The sequence below is a fragment of the Methanobacterium spitsbergense genome (assembly GCF_019931065.1).
Taxonomy (GTDB): domain Archaea; phylum Methanobacteriota; class Methanobacteria; order Methanobacteriales; family Methanobacteriaceae; genus Methanobacterium_B; species Methanobacterium_B spitsbergense.
Genome location: NZ_JAIOUQ010000007.1, coordinates 286,331 through 311,617, shown reverse-complemented (window position 1 = coordinate 311,617; position 25,287 = coordinate 286,331). Strand labels below are relative to the sequence as shown.

Annotated in this window: 22 protein-coding genes; 8 read left to right on the top strand and 14 right to left on the bottom strand. The window is 32.5% G+C overall.

The features are described from left to right. The first annotated feature begins 313 nt into the window (after positions 1-313). Both K8N75_RS07195 and K8N75_RS07190 read left to right on the top strand, forming a co-directional pair. Positions 314-691 carry an ArsR/SmtB family transcription factor gene (locus K8N75_RS07195; RefSeq protein WP_223791398.1) on the top strand — a complete coding sequence of 126 codons (378 nt, stop codon included), beginning with the start codon at positions 314-316 and terminating at the stop codon, positions 689-691. Continuing rightward, positions 678-2,624 carry a heavy metal translocating P-type ATPase gene (locus tag K8N75_RS07190; RefSeq protein WP_223791397.1) on the top strand — a complete coding sequence of 649 codons (1,947 nt, stop codon included), beginning with the start codon at positions 678-680 and terminating at the stop codon, positions 2,622-2,624. Before K8N75_RS07195 ends, K8N75_RS07190 begins: the two co-directional genes overlap by 14 nt. Positions 2,625-2,756: 132 nt before the next feature. Here the strand turns inward: K8N75_RS07190 and K8N75_RS07185 are convergent, their stop codons facing one another. From K8N75_RS07185 to tes, 6 genes are all read right to left on the bottom strand, one after another. Continuing rightward, complete coding sequence (locus tag K8N75_RS07185; RefSeq protein ID WP_223791396.1) at positions 2,757-4,034, bottom strand: tRNA (N(6)-L-threonylcarbamoyladenosine(37)-C(2))-methylthiotransferase; 1,278 nt, start codon at positions 4,032-4,034, stop codon at positions 2,757-2,759. A 191-nt stretch (positions 4,035-4,225) separates the two neighbouring features. Further along, positions 4,226-4,879, bottom strand: a complete 654-nt coding sequence (locus K8N75_RS07180) for a protein-L-isoaspartate(D-aspartate) O-methyltransferase (protein WP_223791395.1) — start codon at positions 4,877-4,879, stop codon at positions 4,226-4,228. Continuing rightward, positions 4,866-5,498, bottom strand: a complete 633-nt coding sequence (locus tag K8N75_RS07175; RefSeq protein ID WP_223791394.1) for an HVO_0476 family zinc finger protein — start codon at positions 5,496-5,498, stop codon at positions 4,866-4,868. Before K8N75_RS07175 ends, K8N75_RS07180 begins: the two co-directional genes overlap by 14 nt. A 227-nt stretch (positions 5,499-5,725) precedes the next feature. Then, on the bottom strand, positions 5,726-6,214 hold the full coding sequence (hacB, locus tag K8N75_RS07170) for a homoaconitase small subunit (RefSeq protein ID WP_223791393.1): 489 nt from the start codon (positions 6,212-6,214) through the stop codon (positions 5,726-5,728). 20 nt (positions 6,215-6,234) lie between these two features. Beyond that, positions 6,235-7,227 (bottom strand): beta-ribofuranosylaminobenzene 5'-phosphate synthase, encoded by a 993-nt coding sequence (locus K8N75_RS07165; protein ID WP_223791392.1) that lies wholly within the window; start codon positions 7,225-7,227, stop codon positions 6,235-6,237. Positions 7,228-7,255: 28 nt separating this feature from the next. Then, the gene (tes, locus tag K8N75_RS07160) at positions 7,256-8,743 is read right to left on the bottom strand and encodes a tetraether lipid synthase Tes (RefSeq protein ID WP_223791391.1); all 1,488 of its coding nucleotides are present in this window, start codon (positions 8,741-8,743) and stop codon (positions 7,256-7,258) included. Positions 8,744-8,810: 67 nt separating this feature from the next. On the opposite strand from tes, the gene K8N75_RS07155 reads away from it, so the two are divergent. After that, positions 8,811-9,329: a CDP-2,3-bis-(O-geranylgeranyl)-sn-glycerol synthase gene (locus K8N75_RS07155; RefSeq protein ID WP_048190120.1), complete on the top strand. Its 519-nt coding sequence runs from the start codon at positions 8,811-8,813 to the stop codon at positions 9,327-9,329. 226 nt (positions 9,330-9,555) lie between these two features. Here the strand turns inward: K8N75_RS07155 and K8N75_RS07150 are convergent, their stop codons facing one another. From K8N75_RS07150 to K8N75_RS07120, 7 genes are all read right to left on the bottom strand, one after another. Next, positions 9,556-10,215 (bottom strand): hypothetical protein, encoded by a 660-nt coding sequence (locus K8N75_RS07150; RefSeq protein WP_223791390.1) that lies wholly within the window; start codon positions 10,213-10,215, stop codon positions 9,556-9,558. A 65-nt stretch (positions 10,216-10,280) separates the two neighbouring features. Next, positions 10,281-11,300, bottom strand: coding sequence for a hydantoinase/oxoprolinase family protein (locus tag K8N75_RS07145; RefSeq protein ID WP_223791389.1), 1,020 nt, complete (start codon positions 11,298-11,300; stop codon positions 10,281-10,283). Continuing rightward, a complete protein-coding gene (locus K8N75_RS07140; protein ID WP_223791388.1) occupies positions 11,297-12,340 on the bottom strand; it encodes an ATP-grasp domain-containing protein in 1,044 nt (347 codons plus the stop codon). The genes K8N75_RS07145 and K8N75_RS07140 overlap by 4 nt, the downstream gene beginning before the upstream one ends. Before the next feature lie 122 nt (positions 12,341-12,462). Further along, positions 12,463-13,779 (bottom strand): non-hydrolyzing UDP-N-acetylglucosamine 2-epimerase, encoded by a 1,317-nt coding sequence (wecB, locus tag K8N75_RS07135; protein ID WP_223791387.1) that lies wholly within the window; start codon positions 13,777-13,779, stop codon positions 12,463-12,465. 106 nt (positions 13,780-13,885) lie between these two features. After that, the gene (locus K8N75_RS07130) at positions 13,886-15,328 is read right to left on the bottom strand and encodes a DUF460 domain-containing protein (protein ID WP_223791386.1); all 1,443 of its coding nucleotides are present in this window, start codon (positions 15,326-15,328) and stop codon (positions 13,886-13,888) included. 98 nt (positions 15,329-15,426) lie between these two features. After that, on the bottom strand, positions 15,427-16,245 hold the full coding sequence (gene truA, locus K8N75_RS07125) for a tRNA pseudouridine(38-40) synthase TruA (RefSeq protein ID WP_223791385.1): 819 nt from the start codon (positions 16,243-16,245) through the stop codon (positions 15,427-15,429). Positions 16,246-16,396: 151 nt separating this feature from the next. Next, positions 16,397-17,587, bottom strand: coding sequence for a M24 family metallopeptidase (locus tag K8N75_RS07120; protein ID WP_223791384.1), 1,191 nt, complete (start codon positions 17,585-17,587; stop codon positions 16,397-16,399). 532 nt (positions 17,588-18,119) lie between these two features. Between K8N75_RS07120 and hisA the strand changes: the two genes are divergently transcribed. Together hisA and K8N75_RS07110 are read left to right on the top strand one after the other, a co-directional pair. Next, a complete protein-coding gene (gene hisA / locus K8N75_RS07115; RefSeq protein WP_223791383.1) occupies positions 18,120-18,842 on the top strand; it encodes a 1-(5-phosphoribosyl)-5-[(5-phosphoribosylamino)methylideneamino]imidazole-4-carboxamide isomerase in 723 nt (240 codons plus the stop codon). A gap of 310 nt (positions 18,843-19,152) precedes the next feature. Beyond that, entirely contained in the window at positions 19,153-20,592 is a 1,440-nt protein-coding gene (locus K8N75_RS07110) for a Mur ligase family protein (RefSeq protein WP_223791382.1), read from the top strand. On the opposite strand, the gene K8N75_RS07105 is transcribed toward K8N75_RS07110, so the two are convergent. Next, positions 20,572-22,131, bottom strand: coding sequence for a flippase (locus tag K8N75_RS07105; protein ID WP_223791381.1), 1,560 nt, complete (start codon positions 22,129-22,131; stop codon positions 20,572-20,574). The two genes, K8N75_RS07110 and K8N75_RS07105, sit on opposite strands and share 21 nt — an antisense overlap. A gap of 322 nt (positions 22,132-22,453) precedes the next feature. Here K8N75_RS07105 and K8N75_RS07100 point away from each other — a divergent pair, with 322 nt between their 5' ends. From K8N75_RS07100 to K8N75_RS07090, 3 genes are all read left to right on the top strand, one after another. After that, on the top strand, positions 22,454-22,897 hold the full coding sequence (locus K8N75_RS07100; RefSeq protein WP_255590845.1) for an FAD synthase family protein: 444 nt from the start codon (positions 22,454-22,456) through the stop codon (positions 22,895-22,897). A gap of 233 nt (positions 22,898-23,130) precedes the next feature. Further along, positions 23,131-24,228, top strand: coding sequence for a thiamine-phosphate synthase family protein (locus K8N75_RS07095; RefSeq protein ID WP_223791380.1), 1,098 nt, complete (start codon positions 23,131-23,133; stop codon positions 24,226-24,228). 4 nt (positions 24,229-24,232) lie between these two features. After that, on the top strand, positions 24,233-25,237 hold the full coding sequence (locus K8N75_RS07090; protein ID WP_223791379.1) for an SIS domain-containing protein: 1,005 nt from the start codon (positions 24,233-24,235) through the stop codon (positions 25,235-25,237). The last annotated feature ends 50 nt before the right edge of the window (positions 25,238-25,287 follow it).

Genomic DNA, 25,287 nt, shown 5'->3' with positions numbered 1-25,287 from the left:
ATTATTTGGATAAATAAAATTTCTGTAATTTTTAGTATATGTTGTCTGCAATTATATTAAAAGTTAGGATTATCTAAAAAAAAGTACAAACAAATCATTCACAATAAATGTAGATATTATACCTTAGATTAATTAATTATCTAAAAATCTAACCTCCTTTTTTTTTAATTGGGATTATATCTTTCTATTTTATACATTAATCTCTTTTTTCTTAATATTCTATTGGTTTAGTGAGTAAATATAGATTAAAATTCTTGGTTAATTTACAATTTTTTTTGAAACAAGTTTATACATATCATCATAAAGTTTATATATGGTCATATGTACATTTAACCATATGAAAAATAATGATCTCTGTGAAATTCAATCTAGTAACAATGAAGTAGTTAAAGAAGTCAAATCAAATATGCTGGATGATTCTATTCTATTAAATGTATCAGAGAACTTTAAGATATTTGGTGATCTAACAAGAATCAGAATACTACATGCATTGTATCAAAAAGAACTTTGTGTCTGTGATATATCTGCTGTTCTTGGTGCAAACCAATCAACTATATCCCATCAGTTACGAATTTTAAGGGGTAAAAATCTAGTTAAATTTAGAAAAGAAGGTAAAATGGCTTATTATTCACTAGCAGACGAACATGTTATAAGAATAATAGAAATGGGAGTAGAACATGCCACAGAGTGATATGGACAAAAGCAATGTAGAATCAGTTGAATCATGTAAATATTGTTCAGCTAACATATTCGAAGAAAAAGAACCAGAAAACAAATTTAAAGCCATGTATATCATTGGAATATCCGCTATAATCTTGATATTAGGTCTATATTTAAACTTCTTTACTGATCAAAAAACTTTTGCATTAATCCTATTTTTAACAGTTGCAATAATTTCAGGATATGAAATAATTTCCAATGGAATTAAAGCACTTATTAAAGGGAAATTCAGTATTAGTTTGTTAATTACAATAGCTGCCATAGGGGCATTTTTAATTGGGGAAGGAGCCGAAGGAGCATCTGTAATATTCTTATTCTATATAGCAGAATACCTAGAAGACTACGCTGGAGAAAGAGCTAGAAAATCCATTGGATCTCTTATAAAACTAGCTCCACAAACAGCCATTGTCAAAAGAGGGGAAAAAAATTTCAAATTACATGCCCATGCAGTAGAAATAAACGAAGTGGTAGTTGTTAAACCTGGAGATAAAATTCCCTTAGATGGTATTGTTATTAATGGTATTTCCACAGTTAATCAATCAGCAATAACAGGTGAAAGTTTACCTGTAATTAAAAAAGAAGGAAATAATGTTTTTGCAGGTACAATAAATGAAGAGGGATATTTAGAAGTAAAAGTAACAAAAACCTCTGATGAAACAGTAATATCAAAAATTATAGAACTGGTTAAAGCTTCACAACAAAAAAAATCAAAAACAGAAGCATTTATAGACAAATTTTCCAATTATTATACACCAGGAGTATTGGGACTTGCAGTATTGGTTGCAACCATACCTCCATTTATTTTTAGATTAAATTTTGACACCTGGTTTTACAGAGCCTTAGTATTACTTGTAGTATCCTGCCCATGTGCATTGGCAATATCAACCCCAGTTTCAATGGTTTCTGGGATAACTGCAGGTACAAAAAACGGGGTGTTGATAAAAGGAGGAGAATATATTGAAGAAATGCAGAATATCAAAACTATGGTGTTCGACAAAACAGGAACACTTACAGAAGGTAAGTTAGAGTTAACAGACATAATAGAATTAAATAACTACTCAAAAAATGAATTACTTCAAATTGCAAGTTCATTGGAAGCCAAATCTAAACATCCACTGGCAGAAGCTATAATAAGTTACAGTGAAAAAGAAATTGATTTGAAATTTAAGAAAGTTTACGACTTTGAATCTGTTACAGGGATGGGCATTAAAGGCAATATCGATAATAAAATATTTTATATTGGAAAAAAAGGTTTATTTAAAAATAATCCAGAATTTCCTGATAAAATAATAAATAAAATTGAAAACGAAGGCAAAACAATTGTTATGATAGGTGATGATCAACATATTATTGGGTTAATAGGATTAATGGACAAAATTAGGCCTCTTTCTAAAAAAACCATTACAATACTTAAAGAAAAGAATATAAGAACCATAATGCTTACTGGAGATAATAAAGGAACAGCTAGAGCAGTATCTTCTGAAATAGGTATAAATGATTATTATTCCGGATTATTACCCAAAGATAAAGTTGAAATTATCAACAAACTAATTGATAAAGATAAACACGTTGCAATGGTTGGTGATGGTGTAAATGATGCACCCGCACTAGCCATATCAAATGTAGGTATTGCAATGGGGACAGCAGGTTCTGATGTAGCCATAGAAACTGCAGATATTGCTTTAATGCACGATGACATCTCAAAAATTAATTATCTAATAGACTTAAGTAGAAGGACAATGTCCATTGTCAAACAAAACGTTTCTTTATCAATTATTGTTAAGGGGTCATTCGCTATTTTTGCTGTACTCGGATTCGTATCATTGTGGATGGCAGTAGCATTTGGAGACATGGGACTAACCCTGGCTGTTATTTTAAATGCAATAAGAATCGGAACAAACTAAAACAAAAAAAATAGATAATCTACTAATATTTTTTTGAAAATACTTCAATAAAATTAGAATGAAATACACATGAATAAAACAAAGTAGAAATTTTATTTTTTTATTGCGTTATTCTCAGTTAAAATATTGCATTTAATCTAATTTTGATCCAATTAAATACGTGGGCTTTGCATCAGTTATAACAACATCTAAAAATGTTCCAATAATAGCATTTTCAATAATAACTGTTTTATATGAATTTGTACGTGCAACATATCCACCTTTACTACCTTTATTTGTTACTAAAACCTTCTGAGTTGTTCCAATCAATTCCATATTATTTTCAATTGCAATTTTTTCTTTCAAGTATTTAAGTGCCTTGGAACGTTTCTTCATGGTATTATATCCTATTTCTTCAAGATCAGAAGAGGGTGTACCTGGCCTGTGCATATATTTAGAAATATGTAGAAAATCAGGTTTTATTTCTTGAATTAATTCCATAGTATCTAAAAATGCATCATCATCTTCTGTTGGATATCCCACTATGATATCAGTTGAAATTGAAATATCTGTTATTTCTTCTTTAAACTTAGTTACTATATCTTTGAATTCTTCTACACTGTGGCAACGATTCATATCACTAAGTATTTTATTATTTCCACTTTGAATAGGAATATGGAGAAACTTATAGAATTTATCTCGTTTGAATGCATCAATTATCCCTCCAACATCACCCATCATACTTTTTGGATGCATCATACCCACTCTAATCTTAAAATCGCCTTCAATATCTGCAATATGGTTCATCAAATTAGAAAGTGATTCTCCACTGTCTCTACCGAACGCCGCTGAGTCCTGCGCAGTTAGTTGTATTTCTTTACATCCTTCAGATACTGCCTGTTCAGCTTCTCTTTTAATCATTTCAATGGAGTAACTCTGAAGACTTCCTCTTGCAAATCTTGTGCAACAGTAACTACACGCACCATCACAGCCCTCGCATATTTGGATAATATGTATTAAAGGGTTTGAACGTATTTTTGGAAGACAAACCTTTGATTTATTAGAATAACCTGTAGCTCTAACAATATTTCCATCCATAACTGATTTAACTATTTCTGGTGCATTTTGGATTTTATGAGGCCCTATCCAGCTAGCTTCTGGAGCGGCTTTTTCAAGTTTTTCTGGATCTATTTCAACCATACACCCTGAAATTATCAATTTTTTATCTGGAAACCTATTCTTTAACCTTTGAATCTTGGTTATAACCTTCTGTTCAGTGGGATGCTTTACATAACATGTGTTTATAATGATTACATCAGCATCTTCAATAGAACTTGTTAAACTTCCATTATTCTCATTCAATAATCCCGCCATTATTTGAGAATCTGCTTGATTAAATGTACATCCAAATGTATCAATGTATATCTTCATTTTCTTCTTCCTTTTAACTATAGGTCAATTTAACATATGTTATTTAATCTATCAATGAATTATCTAAATATTTTGAGTTAAATTTAAATTAGAAATTTTATTTGGTTTGATTTTTAATTGAATAATGAAATAAATTACCTAAACTTTTATTTAAAAATAGGAATACTACCAAGCAATAATTTAGGTTTAATTTACTCTGGCCAACCATGTTCCCATATCATTGGAACAAAAACAACACCACCAAGATTATGGGACTTGTAATCATTCTCATTGATCCTTGTTAAACAAAGTAACTCTTGAACTGATGTATCCTGACCAATTGGAGTCATCAATCGTCCCCCAATTTTTAACTGTTTTTTTAAAGGCTCTGGTATCTTTGGTGCACTCGCAGTAGCGTATATTCGATCGTAAGGTGCCTGTTCATTGTATCCATTGGTACCATCACCCAATATTAGAGTAACATTTTTAGAATAACCTGTACGATTCAAATTCTGTTCGGCAGTATTTTTTAAATTTTCAATTCGTTCAATAGTATAAACATGCCCTTCGGGGCCAATTATCTCTGCCACCACAGCAGCATTATACCCAAAACCGGTTCCTATCTCTAAAACCTTCATACCTTTTTTTAGGCCAAGTTTTTCGCATATAATAGCAACCATATGAGGTGCAGATATTGTTTGACCATTTTTCAAAGGTATTGGCCTATCAAGATATGCATAACTCTTTGTTTCAGGAGTCATGAATTCTTCACGCGGAACCTTTATCATAGCATCTTTGACTATTTCAGAATTTATATATCCCCTATCTGAAAGGTTGGAAACTAACTGTTCTCTATCTTTCCTCATCTGTTTCAACACCATCCAACTTAAATATTTTAGAAGTTAAATCATATTGGTAACGCTTTAAATCATCTCCAGGCCGACCATATACTCTTTTAATCACAAATGCCTTAGCAAAACCCTTTCTCATCTTTCTATCTTGAGTTTTCATAGCTCTTATTTTAAAAATTACATCTCCTAATTTAACAACATCCCCAATTGTGAATTCAAATTCCCTATCAACTTGAACCTTTCTAGATAGTATTCTTCCACCATAATCAACAGAAATTCCAACACGAGCGGGAGTATCTATATATGTGGCCCATATAGTGTCAATCTCTGAAACAGGACTCACCATTACCCTACCACCTCTCTTATTTTCAATGGAAGTTATCTGAGCAGGACGACCATCAAGATCTAGAACTCCTTCAAACTCCAAAAATTCATCGGGATACAGCTTCACCAATGTTTTATGGGATGATTCATATTCACTTACAACAACACGCACATCAACGGGTTTTTCTACTTCTACAGTTTCTCTAAAAATGTTTCCACATTTGTTACATTTCAATAAAAGCTCTTTGGAGGTTTTACCCTTGGATTTTAATATTTCGCAGGATTCAGATCCGCAAACAGTACACTTCATTTTCTACTTCCTCAAAATTTGAATAAATTTAAAATATATTATTATTAATTAAATTTTATATAGGAATATAATATGTAATAACTCCCATATTAATTTCATTAAACTAAAAACTTTACAAAAAAATAAAAATTTCCATAAAAAATAGTCTAATTTTTTTTTGATTATATTATTTCCAAACTCAGAAAATATTTGTAAATAAACCAATTCTAAATATGAATATTAATAAATTATTCTTCGTTAGCTTTAAGGTAATGTTTTACAAGTCCTCCGTTGTTCAAGATATCCAGCATAAATTGATCAAAAGGTTTTATTTTAAATTCATTACCAGAGGTCTTATTCAATATTACTCCATTTTCAAGGTCTATACACATGATATCTTCACTTTCTGCTTCAACATCGGCTGTTATTACAGGAAGCCCTATATTTATTGCATTTCTATAAAATATTCTTGCAAAAGATTTTGCAATTATTGCTGATACACCTACATGTTTAAGGGCAACAGGAGCTTGTTCCCTTGAGGATCCACATCCGAAATTCCAACCAGCAACAATTATATCTCCTTTTTGAACCTTTTCTGCAAATTTAGGATCTTCTGCTTCCATTACATGCGATGCAAGATCATCAAGACTGAATGTTCTAAGATATCTGCCAGCAATTATAACATCTGTATCAATACTATCCCTAAATTTCCAAACCTTTCCTTCTATCTTTTCCATGACATATCCCTTCATAAAATTTATTCAATTAATTTTGCACCCTTATTCCTTGCACGAGTTTTGATAATTTCTCCACCAACATTTTCAATTGCATCATTTGCCGCACTTACTATATCTTGTTCATTTGTATCTGTAACTGCATAAACAGTTGGACCAAAACTACTCATACCTGCTCCTGCAGCACCGGCATCTCGTAAATTCTTCATTATTTGACCAATACATGGATTTTGGAGTTTATTTTCGATTTTCTTAAAGCCTATATCCTGTATAATATTTATAGATTTTCCAAATGAATCCAAGTCAGATTCTAAAACTGAAGGCATAAGTTTCATTAAAAGAAGATGGGTTAATTTTTCAACTTCATGCAATTGTATTGGACAATGGTTTTTAAATGCATCTATTTCCTTTGCACCTGAAACTCCTCTCTCAACATCGGGTATCACAAGAATGATTTTCCAATCCCTTGGAAAATCGTACCTTGCTATTATTGGTGGTGGCGAAGCATTAGAAGCAGATGATGGAAGGAAACTAGATTTTTCAACACTTTCATGACCGCCATCTACTATGAAACCACCATTTTCAAATGATTCCACACCTATCCCCGATGTGCCACCTCTTCCTACAATTTTAGCCAGATCGGAAGCTTTTATATTCTTATTATTCATCATGGAAACAAGTTTAGCAGCAGCAAGGGATAATTGAGTACCTGAACCCAAACCTGAATGGGGAGGATATGCTTCATCTATTGTAAATTTGTATCCTCCTTCAATTTCAAGTGCATTCATAATCTTAAGTGTAGATTGTTGAATTTTTAGTGTATAATCCTCAATTATATCTGAGGTTTTATTACTGGATTTAGAAAATAAAACTTCAATTCCATCATCTGTTGGTTCAGCTTCAAGATTGAGGCATGGCTTTTCTATAGTGATTCCTACTCCACCGTCAATCCTACCATAGATACCGTTAAGATCTATTAGGGTTAAGTGAAGCCTGGATGGAGTTTCAATTATCAATTAAACAACCAAAAATTTTGTATTTAAATTATTTAGATACTGGTTTAAAAGGTTTAGAAAATTTCTTCTCGATATCTTTTCTGTATATTGCATTCATTGAACAGAAAGGAATTATCCTACCATCAGGTACAGCATAATGAATAACACATCTTCTAACCCTATCTTGGTCGAAATTAAATGGATCCATGAAGTGCATGCACGATACAAGGAGAGTTTTATGATGGAAATCTCCAAGAGATTTGTATGATCTATCTCTGAAAACTGCTGTGAGTATACTTCTTAGATCAATGGAATCTGGTGATTTTGACATGTCAACTGTTTTTGGAAGCTCAACAGTAGCCCTAGCAACAATCTTAGCCTTTGCAACCAATCCCCCTTCTTCCATATTTTCAGTACTGTTACTTAAAAGATTAAAAAACCTATCAACATCAATAAACTGAGTAATTGGAATCATTCCACTATCATCAACAAAAACATAGGTAGCAGTACCACAATGTGGATGGCAAGTAAATGTAACCTGGGCATCCTTCCCATCTATAGCCTCAATAAACTCTGAAACCGGTGTAACACAGCTTGCAGGATAAAAGTCTTCAACTTTTATCTGAGCATCGGTTTGTTCTTCAACCATACTCTCAAAATCAGGAATTGTTACTCGTTGAGATTCAACTTCATCTGTTGGAGTTCTTCCTGCAAAGGAAACTGGCTGAAAGTTGACTCCTCGAATAATATCAATATTATCAGCAGCAAAACGAAGTATATCCCCAATCTGATCATGGTTAACTCCCTTTAATAATGTTGGAACCAAAACTATTCCAAGACCAACTTTACGACAGTTTTCTATTGCTTGTAATTTTATTGAAAGTAAATTTCTGTTCCTTATTTTAATATATGGTTCTTCAGTTATTCCATCAAACTGAAGATAAACTGTATTTAACCCGGCTTCCTTAAGCTCTTTAGCAAGTGAAGGGAGTCTAGCAAGTCTCAAACCATTTGTTGCTATTTGTGTATGTGAAAATCCTTCTTCTTTGGCCAGCTTCACAAGATCGACAAGATCTTTACGAACTGTAGGTTCACCACCAGCAAATTGAATTGCAGGAGTTGGAACTGGTTTGTTATTCCTTAAATTTTGAAGCATCGTTCTTATTTCTTCATAAGACGGCTCATATAATGTTTTTGAAACAGCTGCATTGGCAAAACAAACTGGGCACTTCATGTTACATCTATTGGTAACATCAATCAATCCTAGAACTGTGTGACTCTCGTGTTCTTCACATAACCCGCAGTTTTGGGGACATTCAGAATCAGCAATTGTCTGAGGATTTTCAACTCCAAGGCCTACTTTTTCATATTTTTTTACTTTTTTATATATATCTGAACTGCTCCAGTATGTATTATTAAATTCACCGTGCTTTTCACACGTTTTCTTTATCATTATTTTGTCTTTGTCCTCATATACTTCAGCATCTAATACTGTAAGACATTCCGGACACAGACTCTTGGTATTTTTTATAACCATTATCTCACCCATAACGTTATTTAGTAGCTAACATAATTATTATCTTGTTTTAAATTGGAGGTAAACTATGGACTCAAGTGTAGTCAGTGTAATAAATTTATCAGCATATGCTATATACTTTATGTTACCAGCGTACCTTGCCAACGTTACAGCTTTAGCATTTGGCGGTGGAAAACCGCTGGATTTTAATCATGAATTTCGTGACGGTCGAAGAATACTTGGTGATGGAGTAACATGGAGAGGAACATTAATTGGGACATTAATTGGAACCACTGTAGGACTTATTCAAGGGATAATAACTGGAAATGTAATACAAGGAATTTTATTAGGACTTTGTCTTGGCGGAGGAGCATTAATAGGCGATGCTTGTGGAAGTTTTATTAAACGACGTTTAAAACTTCAAAGAGGGAAACCGGCCCCAATTTTAGACCAACTCGACTTTGTTGTAGGTGCATTAGTATTTGCATCCTTAATAATACCTATACCATTTGAAATGATTGTTATTATATTGGTGATCAGTGTATTTTTACACCTTGGAGCTAACATAATTGCCTATCTTTTGGGCTTGAAAAATGTATGGTACTGATAAAAATATTAAATAAAAATTATTAAATTCTTATAATGATTTTTAATTATAATAAAATTATAACATTGTTCTCAAATAACCACATAATTTCAATTTTCAATTGAATAAATGGAATATTATTATAATATTTATTGTCTAAAAAGAATTGTCGGGTAATATATTTTTATTAACTTTATTTTCTTTTCTTTTTTTGATTCAAATAATAAAAGTAAATTAATTGTAAATATTATTTGCTCTGAATTACCTTTACAGATGTGTCTATAAGAGAATATGTATTCCAGAATGCGTCCCAATAACCATACCATTCAGGAATTTCATATACAAAAACACCCGCTCCTGTAGATGCTATCGGTATATCAACCTGATTTATTGATGAACTTTGAGCCTTTTCATCTGTTGATCTTTGGTAGTAGTTGAAATTTGTGAGCAATGAGTGAACTGCAGTTCCAAGTGTCACAGATTTAGAATCCATACTAGGAGTTGCAATGTAAAATCCATCACCATATCCCTTTTCATGGTCATGACATATGATTACTAAACTTTCATTGGATTTCTTAATGTCCGGTGTAATGTACTTTGCAACTAGAGCCTGGCCATTTGCACGTCCTATATCAAAATTTGTTGGATTGTCCTGTACAGTCACTAGGTAGTTGGTTATCTCCACATTATGAGTTAATGCATAGAATTTAATAACATATGGAACTACAGTGGACGATAATGTCTCTCGCGGATGCACACCTGTTATCACTGCAATTTTAGTATTAGATTGACCATAATGCGAGTAAACATCTTTAGTTACATAACCTGTACTATCCGAACCAATTGATGAATGTGCACTTAGATTAACAAATATAATAACTCCAACAATCAATAAGAGCATTATCATCAGAAAATATCTTTTTTTAAGATTCATTTTAATCGTTTTATGTTTAAATTTGAATTGTAATTGGATTATGCTTTGTTTATATACTGTTCCATTAATATTGCGGTTCCCACTGCTGGGGCAACTACACAATCATCCTTTTTTAGTATTTTATCCATTCCAGTGTGTTTGAGCCCTGCTTTTTCACATGCCTTCGCCCCGATAATATCCATTCCAAGACCTGTTGTTACAACATTTGAAAGGTTATTTTGTTTTGATACTTCCAATAATGCTTCAGAAATCCTATTAATCTGTACAGAGTATATATATTCAGCAATAGCCATTATTTCATCGAATTTCAGGATATCTAAATCACCACACACAACTCTTGAAATTCTTCGCATAGACTCTTTAATGGATTTTCCGGCTCCATCCATAGTGCTGCATGAATATTCATGTTCAGTAATATTTCCAAGTACCATTTGGACATCTGCAGTTATTGCAAATAGTTCAGATGCCACCCTTATCATTGTTCCATCAAGGGGGACTTTTTCAACCAGAGCAGCTACATTTGTTCGTAAAGTTCCGCTATAAACCAGTTCCCCAGTTTTCAGTCTTTCCAGATCTGATCTTCCCGTTGCATGTTCTTGACCGTGTTTAATTGGGATTATATCTGTTGTGGTACTTCCAGTATCTATTAATATACAGTTTGGATCAATTTTAGCTGCAAGAGTTGTTGTTGCAATCCAGTTGGCTGCTGCAACTTTCATTGGATCTTTAATAACATTTGACATTTCTATTATTCCGTTGAGTCCTACAAAACCAACTGGAACATTGAATGTATCAACTGATTTCTGTGCAATATCCAGAACTCCTTCTTTTTTTGTTTTGTATGCATCAACTAGTTCAGCTGTCATGGATACTCCAACTGCATTAATCTCATTGTCCCCTATGAGATCATCCAAAGCTTCTTTTAGCTCGTCCTTCTTCATCCACATTGGTAAATACATAAAATCTGTTTCTATGGAGATAATGTTACCAGATTCATCAAAATCAACTATGGCAATATCGGTGTTTGCCCCTCCAATATCAAATCCTGCAATTTTCATTTTAAAACACTAACCCTGAGGGTTTTACCCTCCTTATAAAAGTGTACTTGTCCATTTAACTCAATTTCAGTTGGAAGTTCTCCATGAACAGAATTTATTATGGCCTCACCTAAGTTGAAGTTTAGTAACTTTCTAAGTGCAACATATGGAGTTGTAACTCTAGAGTTAATCTCAACAACATATACATTATTCTTTTCATCATCAATTATCATGTCAACTCCAACATAACCTATAAGACCATCAATCGATTCAACTGCATTTTTTGCAGTTTCCATGGCAACATCTGATAGCCTATGTTCAAAAGGTACCTTTCCACCATGGTATTTAATTTCACCAGATTTCAAACTTACATCCTGAAGATTTAAGCTCAACGGAATAGCAGTTTCACCATTACTTAACAAACTGACGCTTACATTAACTCCAGAGATATAATCCTGCAAAATAAAATAGGGAAGTTGAGTGTGCATCTTTATTTGATCTTTTGCTGCTATAAATTCATTGAAGGAATTTATAACATTTACACCAGAACATGAAACACCATCAGCGGGTTTTAATACTTGAGATTGTTTATGTAAACCTGTATTGAATTTATCTATTTGTTCTTTGAATTTTTTAATGCTGTCCTCGAAGTAGACCTTTTCAGTTTTTATGATGGAAACTTTATTCTTCAATGCATTGTATGTATCACATTTATTCGTTGTTTTCTTAACAGCATTTGAATTGGAACCAATAACTTCAACATCCTGTTCTTCAATGATTCGTGTGAGATCGTAAAGTAAATTATTTTCTTCGGGTGCTATTGGTATACATGCATCGAATTGATTAATATTACTACGAATCCAGTCCTTTAAATCTCCAGTAATAGAAATTGAATTGGATTTGAAGGATTTAATGGTTTCAGATCCATTTGGAATCAGGTTATATGTTTTAAATTCATCAAGATCTTCTAGAAGCGCTTGAAGCATTGCACTGCCTTCAGCTGTAATGGATGAATCTTCTAGTTTGTTTAATGTGGCAAATTCAAAAACAAGTATTTTCATTGATTCATTCTCCAATAAAGATAATTAAATTTCCATTTATTCTTTTGTTCTTCATTGGGATAGGAATAAGATAAACTTTTGTATATAAATATTTTGGTTAATTGAAAATAAACAATTAATTATCATTCAATCCTGAATTTGTTTACAATTATTACTTTATTTTTCAAATTGAGTTCAGAATGAGGAAATCTTGGATTATTATCTGCAAATACCATACAAATTTTTGAACCAGGATTAAGTTCTTCATATTGAGATACAGATATATCGTTATCAATCTTTAAAAGTTCTCTACCATCATAATCTACTATTTTTTCCGGAATACTAATTTTTAATTTATCTGATTTTTTAGCAACTAATATTGATTTTAAAATATTATCCGAAGAGTTACCGTCACCAAATGGGTTTTTAGCATTCTTCATTTTATTGTAGATCCCAAGGTCATTACATATTTTATTGAATGCATCTAATATTCTTTCTTTTTCTGCACCAACTAATATATTCCCGCCAGCCGTTACTGTTTCTGGACGCTCAGTATTGTATCTTAAAGTTATACATGGCACATTGAGTGTTATAGCCTCTTCCTGTAATCCTCCAGAGTCTGTCATTACTACTTTGGACTTGGAGAGAAGTAACAGAAAGTCCAAGTATCCGATGGGTTTAATGAGTTTGATATGGGAAACACTTTCGAGTTTGTTGTATAATCCAAATTTTTTTAGATTCTTTAAAGTTCTTGGATGTACCGGGAAAATCACTGTAATGTTTTTTAAATCCAAAAGTGCGTCTACAATATTTTTGAGTCTTTCTGGATCATCCACATTCTCTGCTCTGTGCATTGTAAGGGTTAATAAATCTCCTGTTATTCCCAGTTTGGATAGTATGTTAGATTTTCTTTCAGCAATTTTCAGATGTCTAATACAAGCATCAACTATTGTATTTCCTGTAATGAAAATTTTATTTGGATCAATATTTTCAAATAGCAGGTTGATAGCTGATTCTTCTGTTGGTACAAAGAACATTGCGGAACAAACATCTGCTATCTGTCTGTTTATCTCTTCAGGCATGGTTTTATCATATGACCTTAACCCTGCTTCCACATGGCCTACTGGTATATGCATCTTGGATGCTGTAATGGCACCTGCAAGCACTGCGTTGGTATCTCCTTGAACCAGTACTATATGTGGTTTTTCAATCTTTAAAATATCTTCAATTTTTTCAATCATTAGAGCAGTTTGTTTACCATGAGAATTTGAACCAACTTCAATATTGTATTCTGGTTTCTTGAGTTCTAAATCTAAAAAAAATTGTTGCGACATCTCATAATCGTAGTGTTGCCCTGTATGGATTAAAATATTATCAATATCATCCTTTTCCATTTGAGCCAATACAGGAGCCATTTTAATTATTTCAGGTCTGGTGCCTACGATAGTAACAATTTTCATATTTGATAATCCTTAATATTATTTAAAATCTAGTGTAATTCTATTTGGATGTTGATTTTTTGAAGATTAATAATATTAGTATTCTATCTTTTAAATTTATTTTAAATTATTGATCAGATGATCTCCTTCTCTGGGCCCGATACTCCTCAACAAGATTCATTAACTTTTTTTCATCCTCAGTTTTCCTCTGATCCATTACAGTTTCGTTCCATTTATCTATCTCCCTTTTTAGGGATTTAGAATTTATTGTAGCAAATTCATTCATAGAATTGATTTTAACATCACTAGCTGGAATCAATGGAATCAAATTTTTTTTGAATATATTTTCTGCAGGATCAGAAATTTTATCCATAGTTATAACTGCTTTAACATCAAGCTGCACAATCATCAAAGCAGTTTGTGATCCGCCGCCTTCCGAATTTTTAAGCAGGACAACATCATCCCTTTTAATTTTCCAACGATCAAAAGCATCTCTTATACCCTCCTTAGTAAAAGATTCTATGATCTTCACAGGTACTGCATTTTCAGATAGTTCCAGTGCACTAATATCTTTTCTTGACTCCAATTTTTTCTCAAGTTCGATTCTTTTGGCTTTTTCATTAGAATACTGTTCTTGGAGTCTTTTTATCATAGTTATTTTTGATGATAGTTCTTTCTTCTGTAGAATTTTTTTTGTATATTCCCTGTGGAGTTTATTGATTTTTGATCGGAGTTTTGAGATTTCAGATTGATTCTCAATAATTTCATCTTCAAGTAGGGCATTTTTCAACTTTAAATTTTTGATATATTTCTGTTGTGATTTTAATTTATTATTCAATTTAGAAATCGAAACATTATCATTTAGATTCGAATTAATTATCCTGTTTGGATCATTTGAAAGCTTTTCATCTAATTTTCCTTCATCTAACTGGATATTCCTTTCAGATTCAGAGTTTCCATAAGTTATTATATCTTTTGATTCTTTATTTAATTTATTTGAATCATTTTTTTTAATTTCTCCATCAATAACTATCTGATCTATAGCTGTACTAATTGAGGTACCATTTATTACCATTGTTTTGACGCTATCAATTTCATTATAAGATAAATCCGCCTTTTCTGCACGTTTCTCTATCTGTTGAAATTTTTTAAGATAATCTCTGTAGGTTTTTACTGCTGCCGCAAGTGCATCCCTCTCATGTGCATTTTGAGGTAAGTTAAATGATTTTTTATCGGTGAAAATATTTTGTAAATAAGAATCAACAATGTAAATTTTCGATTCTACAGACATACTTCTATAAGGAGACCATATTTTAGAATTTAATGTAGATGCAATTTTTTTGACATTTTTTGGTGCGGGAAAAACATCAGTAGCTATTAAAACAGCCCTTCCATAGTTTATAATGTGACTAACTATTTCTGACCTTCTGATCTCTTTAAAACTAGCAAGTGAAATTAAATTTCCTTTAAGGTCTAGTATGGCTATCCCTACTGTCAGTCCAGGATCATGTCCTACTATAACTGCCCTATGGGATCCTTCGATTTTTAAAAATAAATCTAAATCTTTCATACCATATGAACTATCATTCCTATATACCAGGTGATTTCCTCCATTGGTTGATTATGGGGATCTATTGTTCACATAATATTTATGGTTATCTGGGATTTCTACGGGGCTTTTAAAACTTTCATCATCTCTTCTTCAGCTGCAGCAATTGTCCTTCTACGAATATATTCTTCTTTAAGAGTTTTAAAGAAGTTATTTCTTGCATATTTATCGTATGTAAAGTCTATGTCCTTGTACTTAATATCCATCAGTATCAGGCCTTCAGGAGGTACTGGGGTAATTGGAGCATGATTATCTGGATTTAACAAGAGATTTATTTCAGTGTCTTCCATTTTTCCATTTCCTACCATGGTTATTACTTGTACCATTTTACGGACCATATTCCAGAGGAAACTTTCTCCAATTACATCTATAACTATTAATTGCCCAATTTGGTTAACATTTAGCTCTTTAACATTTCTTATGGGGGATCTTTCACTTCTCTTGGAAAAATTATGAAAATTGTGTGTGCCCTCCAACATCTTTGCAGCATTTTTCATCAGTTCTAAATTCAAAATTTTTTCATTATAGGGATCCATGAAGAATATATATTTGTAATGTCGGTATTCTGCAAATCTCGGTTTAAATCCATGTGGAACTTCTACTTTACCAATGATCTGAATACTAGCCGGAAGATAATAGTTGATTTGATTTATTGTTGCATTTGAATCTGCATGGAGAGATATTACATTGCCAAGTGAATGTACTCCTCTATCTGTCCTTCCTGCTATTGAATAATTTGATTTATTGGGATCATCCATAACACCGGCCTTTTTAAATCCCCTTAGAAGTTCACCTTCTACTGTGGGTAGATCAGGCTGCCTCTGGAACCCATAGAAATCTGTCCCAATGTAAGCTATTTTAAATGCAGTTTTAACCATTGAATAACCTCAAATTTCTAACAAATATTTTTATTGTTTTTGATTATTTATGTTGTTGATATTAAGTCCCTGTTTAAAGATATAAAAAAATTAGAGGGAAATCTAATTAATTGGAATATTTAATACAGATTTTGTGAATTATTAATTTAATCTAAAAAACTGAAATTAAACCCGGATTGTTTCCTGTAATACATTCTCCACCATTAGATGTGACTATGAATGTGTTTTCAATTCCAACCATTCCAATATCTTTAATTCCCTTTTTAGGTTCCAATGCCAATACCATTCCTTCTTGTAAAGGTTCATTGAATCCATTTGCAATTACAGGGGTTTCATCTATTAATAATCCAATTCCATGACCTAGGAAATTTACTCTACGATTTCCAAACCCCATGAAGTTTTTGAGAAAGTCCTTTTCAAGAGAATTTATTATTGTATTGTAAATTTCTGAAGGTATAGCACCTGGTTTTAACAATTCTGCAATTTCATTTTGAATAGAAACGCATTTACTATGGATCTCTAAAACATATTTTGGCAATGGTTGGCCATACATGTATGTCATTGTTTTATCTGTATTGTAGCCTTCTACGCCACATCCAACGTCAATAAATACAAGATCTCCACTTTTCAATTTCCTATCACGACATCCTATGACAGGAACTGCTGGACTCATCCCATAATTTCCACCAGGTCCATTAAAATAATTTGGATATATTGAACTCTCACCAAAACCTATCTGACCTAAAACTATTTCGGTGTCAAACATACCAAAACGGGTAACACCATGATGTCCTTCGTTAATCATTACCCTAAAAAGCTCTGCAGCAAGATCTGTTTCACTCATTTTCTCCTTTAACATCTCTGGCACCATGTCTTCCAATACATGTTGATGAATTTGACCCGCTTTCCTCATAAAAGCTAATTCATATTCACTTTTAATTGCCCTAACTGTGGAAATAACATTATCAAGAGGTTTAAAATTGTTGAATGGGAAATGTTTCTGAAATCGTTTGTAAAATGCAAGTGGAACAACTTCAGTTTCCAGATGAACAGTATCTGGAAGATTTTGAAAACTTTTAACAGCATCTCGGAAACTATTCATTGACTCTATTTTTTGAAATAATGATTCATTAAGCGCTCTTTCATAGCTCCGTCTAACCCAAAAAGTAGCCTCTTTATTCCTTGGTATGATTAGCATACCCTCCTGCATTGTTCCTGTAAAGTAATAGAGGTTTATTTTGCTAAATATAACTGCTATTTCCCATTCAGGATTAAATTCATCCATAAGAGTTCTAAAACGTTCCATACGATTTTCTAATTCTTTTACAGGAGTTTTTATCATAATTTGACCACTTTAGGATTTTAATTCATTTTTATAGAGGTTTAATAAAAGAATTTATTCAATGAGGTATAAAATTTTATTGAAATAATATAATACTAATATTTAATTAATTTTTATAATAATGCTAATAAACTTCTTTTGTGAACTACCCCTCCCTTTCGGAAGGAGTTTCTTCCTTCATTAAATCCACTAATGTGGTTTTTTTCAGAGAAGCTTTAATTTCCGTAGTTCCTACGGTACTGATTAGATTAAGTGTAGTATGCTTGGTTATCGCATACGATAATATTAATTATTGTTAAATTATTATTTATATGTAGTGGTTGGATTCATCCCCACCCTCACACATGGGGTATTCTCCAACATTAAGATAAACGTCGGTCAAGTAATATTACCTATTTAAGATAATTTTCATTGAATAGATTTTTAATATGGGGAATATACCTTTTATAAGAATGTTGTAAAGTCCAGGAGTTATTAGAAAACTTGTTTATATGGTTTAAAATTAGAAAAAATTCATTAGGAGGAATACTCAATGTTTATAATACCTGCTGTGGATATAAAAAACGGTAAATGTGTGCAGTTAGTCCAGGGAATACCAGGCACCGAACAAGTGGTCATTGAAAATCCAGAAATTGTTGCAAAAGACTGGGAAAATAAAGGTGCATCGATCTTACACGTTATTAATCTTGATGGTGCCTTTGGAAACAAATCAAAAAACTTGGAAGTTGTGGAAAAGATTCTTGATACTGTGTCAATACCTGTTCAACTAGGAGGAGGAATCCGTACAGTTCAAGATGCTATGGATCTATTAGATATTGGTGTTGAAAAGGTTATTTTAGGCACCATGGCAGTCGAAAATCCCGAAACAGTAGAGGAGCTATCAAATAAATATGGAAGCAATAGAATCCTTGTGGCACTGGATAGTAAGGATTCAAAGGTTGTTATCAAAGGATGGATGGAAAAAACTGAAAAAAATGCATCTGAACTCGGTGTTTCCCTCCAAAAAAAAGGTGCTGGAGGCATACTTTTCACTAATGTTGATGTTGAAGGAATGATGAGTGGATTTGACATGGATCCACTTTTAGAACTTTTAAATGCTGTTGATATTCCAGTTATTTACTCTGGAGGAGTGACATCTCTTATGGATATTGAAAATCTGAGTAAAACAAAAACATTTGGTGTTGTAATTGGTTCTGCTCTTTACAAAGGAAAAATAGATTTTATAGATGCCCTCAAATATCAAAAAATATTGTAACAGGATTATTAGTTGAGAATTTTACTGGAATTTCTTAAAATAATTTCATTTTCTTTTCTATCAACAAACTTCCTCATCTTAAGTATTTGTCGGATTGGTTGATATAGAACATATTCCATAGTCAACCAATTTATCAAAAATCGTAATTATCAAGAGTTTTAACTTGGCCTACCCCTATATAAGGACTCGAACCTATCCCTTTAAGAATTATCATGCATTTGTTTCTTTATTTTTTGTACTAGAAATATTTTGGGTTTTTTAAGTAGTATTTAGAAGAGTTTAAATACCTCTTAATCACACGTTACAGATCATGGGACTATATGGAAAAATTAGATGTAAAACCGCCAGAATATCGGGAAAATTTGCAAAGAACGTAGTTAAATTAGGTAAAGGTATGGGAAAAAGCTTTCCAGGTTATCTATTCTTAAACATAGGATCAGATGATTGTTTAAGAGAGTTAGCCAAGCAGCCACGCATTGGAAGTATCATAATAACTGGCACTAATGGAAAAACTACCACTACTAAGTTAATTAGTTTATTTTTAGCAAATGATACATCAATATCTTATAATTATGATAGTAACACTTTAAATGCTATTGCAACAGGATTACTTAGCGATAATATTGATTTGGGTGTTTTTGAGTACGGTATACGCGATATTATGCATGCTATTCCAGATGAGGTATGTAAGCTAGTGCAACCTATAGGGGTTGTTTACACCAATGTTTCAAGGGAACATTCCTTCGTAGCCGGGGTTTCAAATCCTTTCAATAGTTATTTAAAAGCTAAAGAACTTTTAAGTGCACCTATGAAAAGGGGAATTGTTATATGTAACGCTGATGATCCAAGAACTGCTTATATTGGGAAAAGAAAAGAAGCAGATACTCATGTGACATATTATGGTCTGGAAATTAACATGAATGATGAATCTTCAAATACTGATATTTATTGCCCATTATGTGGAGAAGTCCTTAATTATACCATTAAATATTCAAATCACAGAGGAGTATTCAGGTGCAGTTGTGGTTTTGAGAGACCCAAACCAGATATGATGCTAACTGAACTTTCAAAAGATTTTGATCAATGGACTGTAAAAATTGAAGGTAATGTATTCAATTACCCAACCGATGAGACTGTTCCTCTCAACTTAACTATAAAAACTCCTGCTTTTGGGCTTTACAATCTCTACAATTTATTATGTGCAGTTACTACCTACGCATCGTTTACACCAACACCTGAAAATGTTGAAAATACAGTTAAAAAAGTATCAAAATCACTTGATTTATCCATTTTACCTCCGGGAAGGTTTGAAATAATGAAAATAGAGGATAAACTTGTAGGAATGGGTCAAGGAGATAATGGAGATGCACTGAAGGCAAATGTCCAATTTATGGAAGACTATGTTAAAGGTGATCTTGGATTTATTTATACCACTCCTGATACTGGAGAAGATGATATCTTTGAAGATCATTTGGATGCATTGATCTCAGCAAAACCTAAAATGGTTTATGTTGTTCCAGGTAGAAGTTCTATTGAAGCAGCTAGGGAATATTATGACAAAATCAGCAAAGTACTTGATGCTGAGTTTTATCCTTTAGCATATGAATATATGCCCAAAAGAAGAGAGAAAATAATTGAAATAATCTACAAATCTCAATACAAGTATATGATTGTAACAGGTTGTGGTCCCGAGCATTATATGTGGGCTGAACTTAAATCTGAACTTAAATCAAACAGCGAATCTTTCTAAAATACCTATTAATTTTTTATATATACCCGAAAATGGCCCTAATTTATTACCGAGTTTGCGCATTATTCTTACATCTTCTAATTTTAATCCTCCAATCACTGCTAGAACTCCGAAATATATGAATGGAGATATTATTAAAGCCAGGAAAAAGAATGATTTAGTCTGTGGAAATGGAATGAAAACAATCCCCATGATTATGGAAGCTATGGTAATTTTAGCAAAATCCATTACAGGTAAACTGATTCTTGCTAGTTGAAGTGTTTTCCATACTAATGTCGACATAATAAATAGAGATGTGATGGTTGTGGCTATTGCAGCACCATTAATTCCATATGGCGGTACGAGAACTATGCTTAATATTATATCTATAGTTGTTCCAATTATCAGTACGTACATAGGTAATCTTGGATGTCCTAATCCTTGTGCAATGCTTGATGAAACAGTATAGATTGTGAAAAAAAGCATTCCCGCCGCTAATATCTGGAGAGCGGCAGATCCCGGTATGTACGCCTGTCCAAATAGTATTGATATGATTGGCGTAGCAAATACAATTGTTCCTATACAGAGTGGTACAACAAATAATGATACATAACGGTAAGATTGTAAAACATATGTTTTAAGAAGTTCCGTATTATTAAGACTCATAGCTTCTGCTGTTGCTGGAAGTACGGAAGTAGCAACTGCCATAGATATTATGAGTGGCAATCTTGCAACAGGACTTGCTGCATTGTAATATCCAACAAATTCACTGGCCATGTAATGACCAATAACTAGTGTCCCCATATCATATAGTGCCAGTTCTGCTAAACCCGTTATAACTACAGGTATTGAAAAGAAAAGTAACATTTTCGCTATTTTTAGCTCATCATTAAAAGTCAAAGTTTTTGATGCTCGTGAAAGTAATTTTTTTGGTTGGGATATTTTTCCTTGCACATCTCTCTGGAAGAGATAAACTGCAACTGCTAATGCTGCCATAAATCCCACTGCAGTACCTATAACTGCACCTGCAACATAAAATCCTGCAAAAACCAATCCCACTGCAAATATGACCATGAAAATAAGTTCAAATGCTCTTGTTATCAGTATATTTGTCATCTGATAAAATCCCTGGAATGTTCCTCTTATCGCCCCTACAATTACACTGAATGGTGTTATTAAAGCGATTAACTGAAATGGTAATATTGCTTCGGGTTTGCCGAATAATCCCATTGCAAGAGGTTCAGCTAAAAAAAATATGATAACACTGAAGATGAGACCAAGTGCAATCATCAACTTAGTGGATATGTTTATAACTGCTTTAACCATTTCAGTATCATTTTTTGCGTAATATTCAGACACATGCTTGGCAATGGCAGGAGGAAGTCCTGCTCCCGCAATTATTATTAAAAAACCCTGAAATGGGAGTGTAAGACCAAGAATACCATATCCTGCAGGCCCTAATAAATTAGCCATAAGAAATCTGTAAATGTAACCCCCTATACGGAATAGGAATGATCCCATTAGTATTACAATACTTCCTTGGGCTATTTTTGAACTCATAACTGTTACCACATTCGGATAAATGAAAAATATTCTAATTATTTATTTGATATAATCCTGTTAATAATTTATTTCTTTATTCCTTGTTTTAGATAATGGAATACTGATAGGAGATTAATATTATTTTAGAGAATTAAGATTTTATAGAATCTTATTAAAATAATAATACCATTAATGTACATATGCACGAGATAGTTTTTATTGTCTTGACAAGTATAAATACATGAACAATATAAAAAATTAACTTAAATATGTTGAAAGATTAATTTTTCATTTATTCACTAAAATAGAATTTAATAGGGGTGTAAACATTAAAATAGTTATGGCAACAGGAACATTTGACATAATACATCCAGGTCATGGATATTACCTTGAAGAATCAAAAAAAGTTGGAGGGAAAGATTCCAAACTTGTGGTAGTAGTTGCAAGGGATTCAACTGTAAGATCAAAGAAAAGAGTACCAGTAGTTGATGAAAAACAGAGATTAGAAGTTGTTAAAATGATAAAATTTGTTAATGAAGCCTATCTTGGAAATGAAAATGATATGTTCAAGATTGTGAAAGAAATTAAACCTGATATAATTACTATAGGTTCAGATCAGAACTATGATATAACCAATCTAAAAAAAGAACTAACAGATAGAGGGATACATACTGAAGTTGTAAAGATTGAAGGATATAAAAAAGGACAACTCGATAGTACTTGTAAAATAATAAAGAAAATTAAAGGAATGGAATTTGATGAAAACATTTTTAAAGAATGTTAATTTAAACAAGCATCATTATTAAATCTATTAAAGATAATATCATGTTGTTATAGAGTTAATATGCTGTTTCTGGAATTTTCAATTATAAAATGTATGTTTCCAATCCTGTTACATGTCTTTTGGTGCAAGAATAATAATATGACATTTATTCTAAGATAATTTCAAAAAAATTATTTTTAATATAACCACAAAAAACCAATATCTTATATCTGATCATGTGAAGATATTGTGCTATGGAAGATATCATGGAGAAAGATAAGGTTCAAAAGGCCGTTAAAATACTGGAAAACTCTTCAGAATTTGCTGAACTAATTCCGGAGGTTCGCAGCAATATAGTAATGGCAATTGAGGATGCTAAAACAATTGACCAAGTCGTAGGCATTCCCGGAAGGATTACAATTGTTAATGGTATGCCTAAAGCTGTAATGCCTCCTGATTTTATGAGTTCGTCCCATATGGCTAGATTAGTACTTACTATCATTAAACACGACCCATCCAAGAGAAGTGCAATAAACTTGAAGTACAACCCAATGATACTTGATATATGCAGAAAACTTGGATTGGAAGTATCATCCTATAACCGGACTCAAGAACCTGCTAAAGTTAAAGAAATTGAAGGCAGTACAATTCCATGGGGAGTTGAAACTGCAATCGAAAAATCAGGAACAGTTCCAGATGTGATATATCATAAGGGTGCTTGGGGAAAGGAACCAATGATATGTCTAATAGGTTCAGATGCTTGCGAAGTTGCGGAGATGGCAGTTTGTATTGCAAAATTATTTGAAATCCGTAAAAATGAAGTTGTTAAATCAACTGAAAAGATTGAAGAATCACTTAATAACTGTCATGATGTTATTTTTGCCCCATCAAGAAAATCCTGGAAGTATAAAAAACATGATGTACCTTGTGTATTTTGTGCAATAGCAGAGGGCAATCCAGATATAAAAGAAATGGTCTTATACAATGATAAAGAAAATATGGTTCTAATGAATATATTTCCATACAGTAGAGGCCATCTAGAGGTTGTACCTGTTAAGCACTTTACAGACTTAAATGAACTGAATTCAGAAGAATTGGAAAAATTGTTCTGTCTTGTTCAAAGATCAATATCACTTATCAGGCAGGTTATTAAACCCGACGGAATCAATGTTGGATTAAACCTTGGAAAAACTGCAGGAGCAAGTATAGAACATCTCCACGTTCACATAGTACCAAGATTTAAAGTTGAATCTGGTTTCATGGAGACAACTGCAGATACTAGGGTAATTGATGAAGATATTAATGTTACCTATAAGAAATTCACTGAAAAGCTTGATATTTTTGAGGGATGAATATATGAAGTATGATATGTACAATGAAGTTTTAGAACAGCCTAAATCACTGAAAAAGACTTTAAATGAAGAAGAATCTCATATGAAAGAGATTGCAGAGAAAATAAATGGAATGGATAGAATTTATTTGGTTGGTTGCGGGAGTTCACTTTCCACTTGTTACTCTGCTAGGGATGCAATTGGTTTTTTATCAGACATGAATATTGAAGTTCATACTGGCTATGAATTTGTGCATCATAAAAACCTTCAAAAATCAAATTCAGTACTAATATTAACATCACAATCAGGTGAAACTGCAGATACTTTAGCAGCACTCAGGAAAGCGCAAGAAAATGGTATTTATACTATTTCAATTACAAACGAACCTGAAAGCAGTATGAATAAAGAATCTGATGATTCAGTACTGACTCGTTGTGGAAGAGAAACCGCAATATTAGGTACAAAAACCTATATGACACAACTTCTATGCCTATATGAAATTCTGTTTTCAATTGAAGGATCAGCGGAAGCTGAAAAGATTTTAAACGATCTAAAACAAATTCCATCCATTATAGAAGAATTGATCAAGAGTACAGAGGAAGAAAATAGAATTTTAGCCAAAAAATATAAAGATGAAGATATCTTTTATTGTATGGGTAGTGGTCCAAACTTTGGTTTGGCCTACAAGGTTGCAATGACCATGTTAATGGAGGGAGCACTAAAACATGCCTGTCCACTTTACTCAGGAGAGTTTAGACATGGTTTAATAGAAAGGGCAGAGAAAAATGTTCCAATAATATTTTTAGATGCAGGTTTCCCTGGTGATGAGCTAACCAGTAAATCCATAGAATTTTCAAATGAAATAGGTGCAAAAACTATCACATTCAATATGAACGATTATTCCAACATACATCCCCTCCTAGCACCATTCATACTGATAATTCCGATTGAATGGTTTATTTACTATTTGTCCCACTACAATGGAGAAGATCCAGGAAGTACAAGGCACATAGGGAAAGTAAGATACTAATTTTCATATTGTTTAATTAAATATTAAAAGGGAATGGAATACTAAAATTG

Bases quoted from the DNA above. Each gene is read 5' to 3' on its own strand.
- K8N75_RS07155 (WP_048190120.1), top strand. From the start codon at position 8,811: ATGGACTCAAGTGTAGTCAGTGTAATAAATTTATCAGCATATGCTATA.
- K8N75_RS07190 (WP_223791397.1), top strand. From the start codon at position 678: ATGCCACAGAGTGATATGGACAAAAGCAATGTAGAATCAGTTGAATCA.
- hisA (WP_223791383.1), top strand. From the start codon at position 18,120: ATGTTTATAATACCTGCTGTGGATATAAAAAACGGTAAATGTGTGCAG.
- K8N75_RS07095 (WP_223791380.1), top strand. From the start codon at position 23,131: ATGGAAGATATCATGGAGAAAGATAAGGTTCAAAAGGCCGTTAAAATA.
- K8N75_RS07150 (WP_223791390.1), bottom strand. From the start codon at position 10,215: ATGATAATGCTCTTATTGATTGTTGGAGTTATTATATTTGTTAATCTA.
- wecB (WP_223791387.1), bottom strand. From the start codon at position 13,779: ATGAAAATTGTTACTATCGTAGGCACCAGACCTGAAATAATTAAAATG.
- K8N75_RS07180 (WP_223791395.1), bottom strand. From the start codon at position 4,879: ATGAGGAAAGATAGAGAACAGTTAGTTTCCAACCTTTCAGATAGGGGA.
- K8N75_RS07185 (WP_223791396.1), bottom strand. From the start codon at position 4,034: ATGAAGATATACATTGATACATTTGGATGTACATTTAATCAAGCAGAT.
- K8N75_RS07140 (WP_223791388.1), bottom strand. From the start codon at position 12,340: ATGAAAATACTTGTTTTTGAATTTGCCACATTAAACAAACTAGAAGAT.
- K8N75_RS07130 (WP_223791386.1), bottom strand. From the start codon at position 15,328: ATGAAAGATTTAGATTTATTTTTAAAAATCGAAGGATCCCATAGGGCA.
- K8N75_RS07100 (WP_255590845.1), top strand. From the start codon at position 22,454: ATGGCAACAGGAACATTTGACATAATACATCCAGGTCATGGATATTAC.
- K8N75_RS07145 (WP_223791389.1), bottom strand. From the start codon at position 11,300: ATGAAAATTGCAGGATTTGATATTGGAGGGGCAAACACCGATATTGCC.
- hacB (WP_223791393.1), bottom strand. From the start codon at position 6,214: ATGGAAAAGATAGAAGGAAAGGTTTGGAAATTTAGGGATAGTATTGAT.
- tes (WP_223791391.1), bottom strand. From the start codon at position 8,743: ATGGTTATAAAAAATACCAAGAGTCTGTGTCCGGAATGTCTTACAGTA.
- K8N75_RS07175 (WP_223791394.1), bottom strand. From the start codon at position 5,498: ATGAAGTGTACTGTTTGCGGATCTGAATCCTGCGAAATATTAAAATCC.
- K8N75_RS07110 (WP_223791382.1), top strand. From the start codon at position 19,153: ATGGGACTATATGGAAAAATTAGATGTAAAACCGCCAGAATATCGGGA.
- K8N75_RS07195 (WP_223791398.1), top strand. From the start codon at position 314: ATGGTCATATGTACATTTAACCATATGAAAAATAATGATCTCTGTGAA.
- K8N75_RS07105 (WP_223791381.1), bottom strand. From the start codon at position 22,131: ATGAGTTCAAAAATAGCCCAAGGAAGTATTGTAATACTAATGGGATCA.
- K8N75_RS07090 (WP_223791379.1), top strand. From the start codon at position 24,233: ATGAAGTATGATATGTACAATGAAGTTTTAGAACAGCCTAAATCACTG.
- truA (WP_223791385.1), bottom strand. From the start codon at position 16,245: ATGGTTAAAACTGCATTTAAAATAGCTTACATTGGGACAGATTTCTAT.
- K8N75_RS07120 (WP_223791384.1), bottom strand. From the start codon at position 17,587: ATGATAAAAACTCCTGTAAAAGAATTAGAAAATCGTATGGAACGTTTT.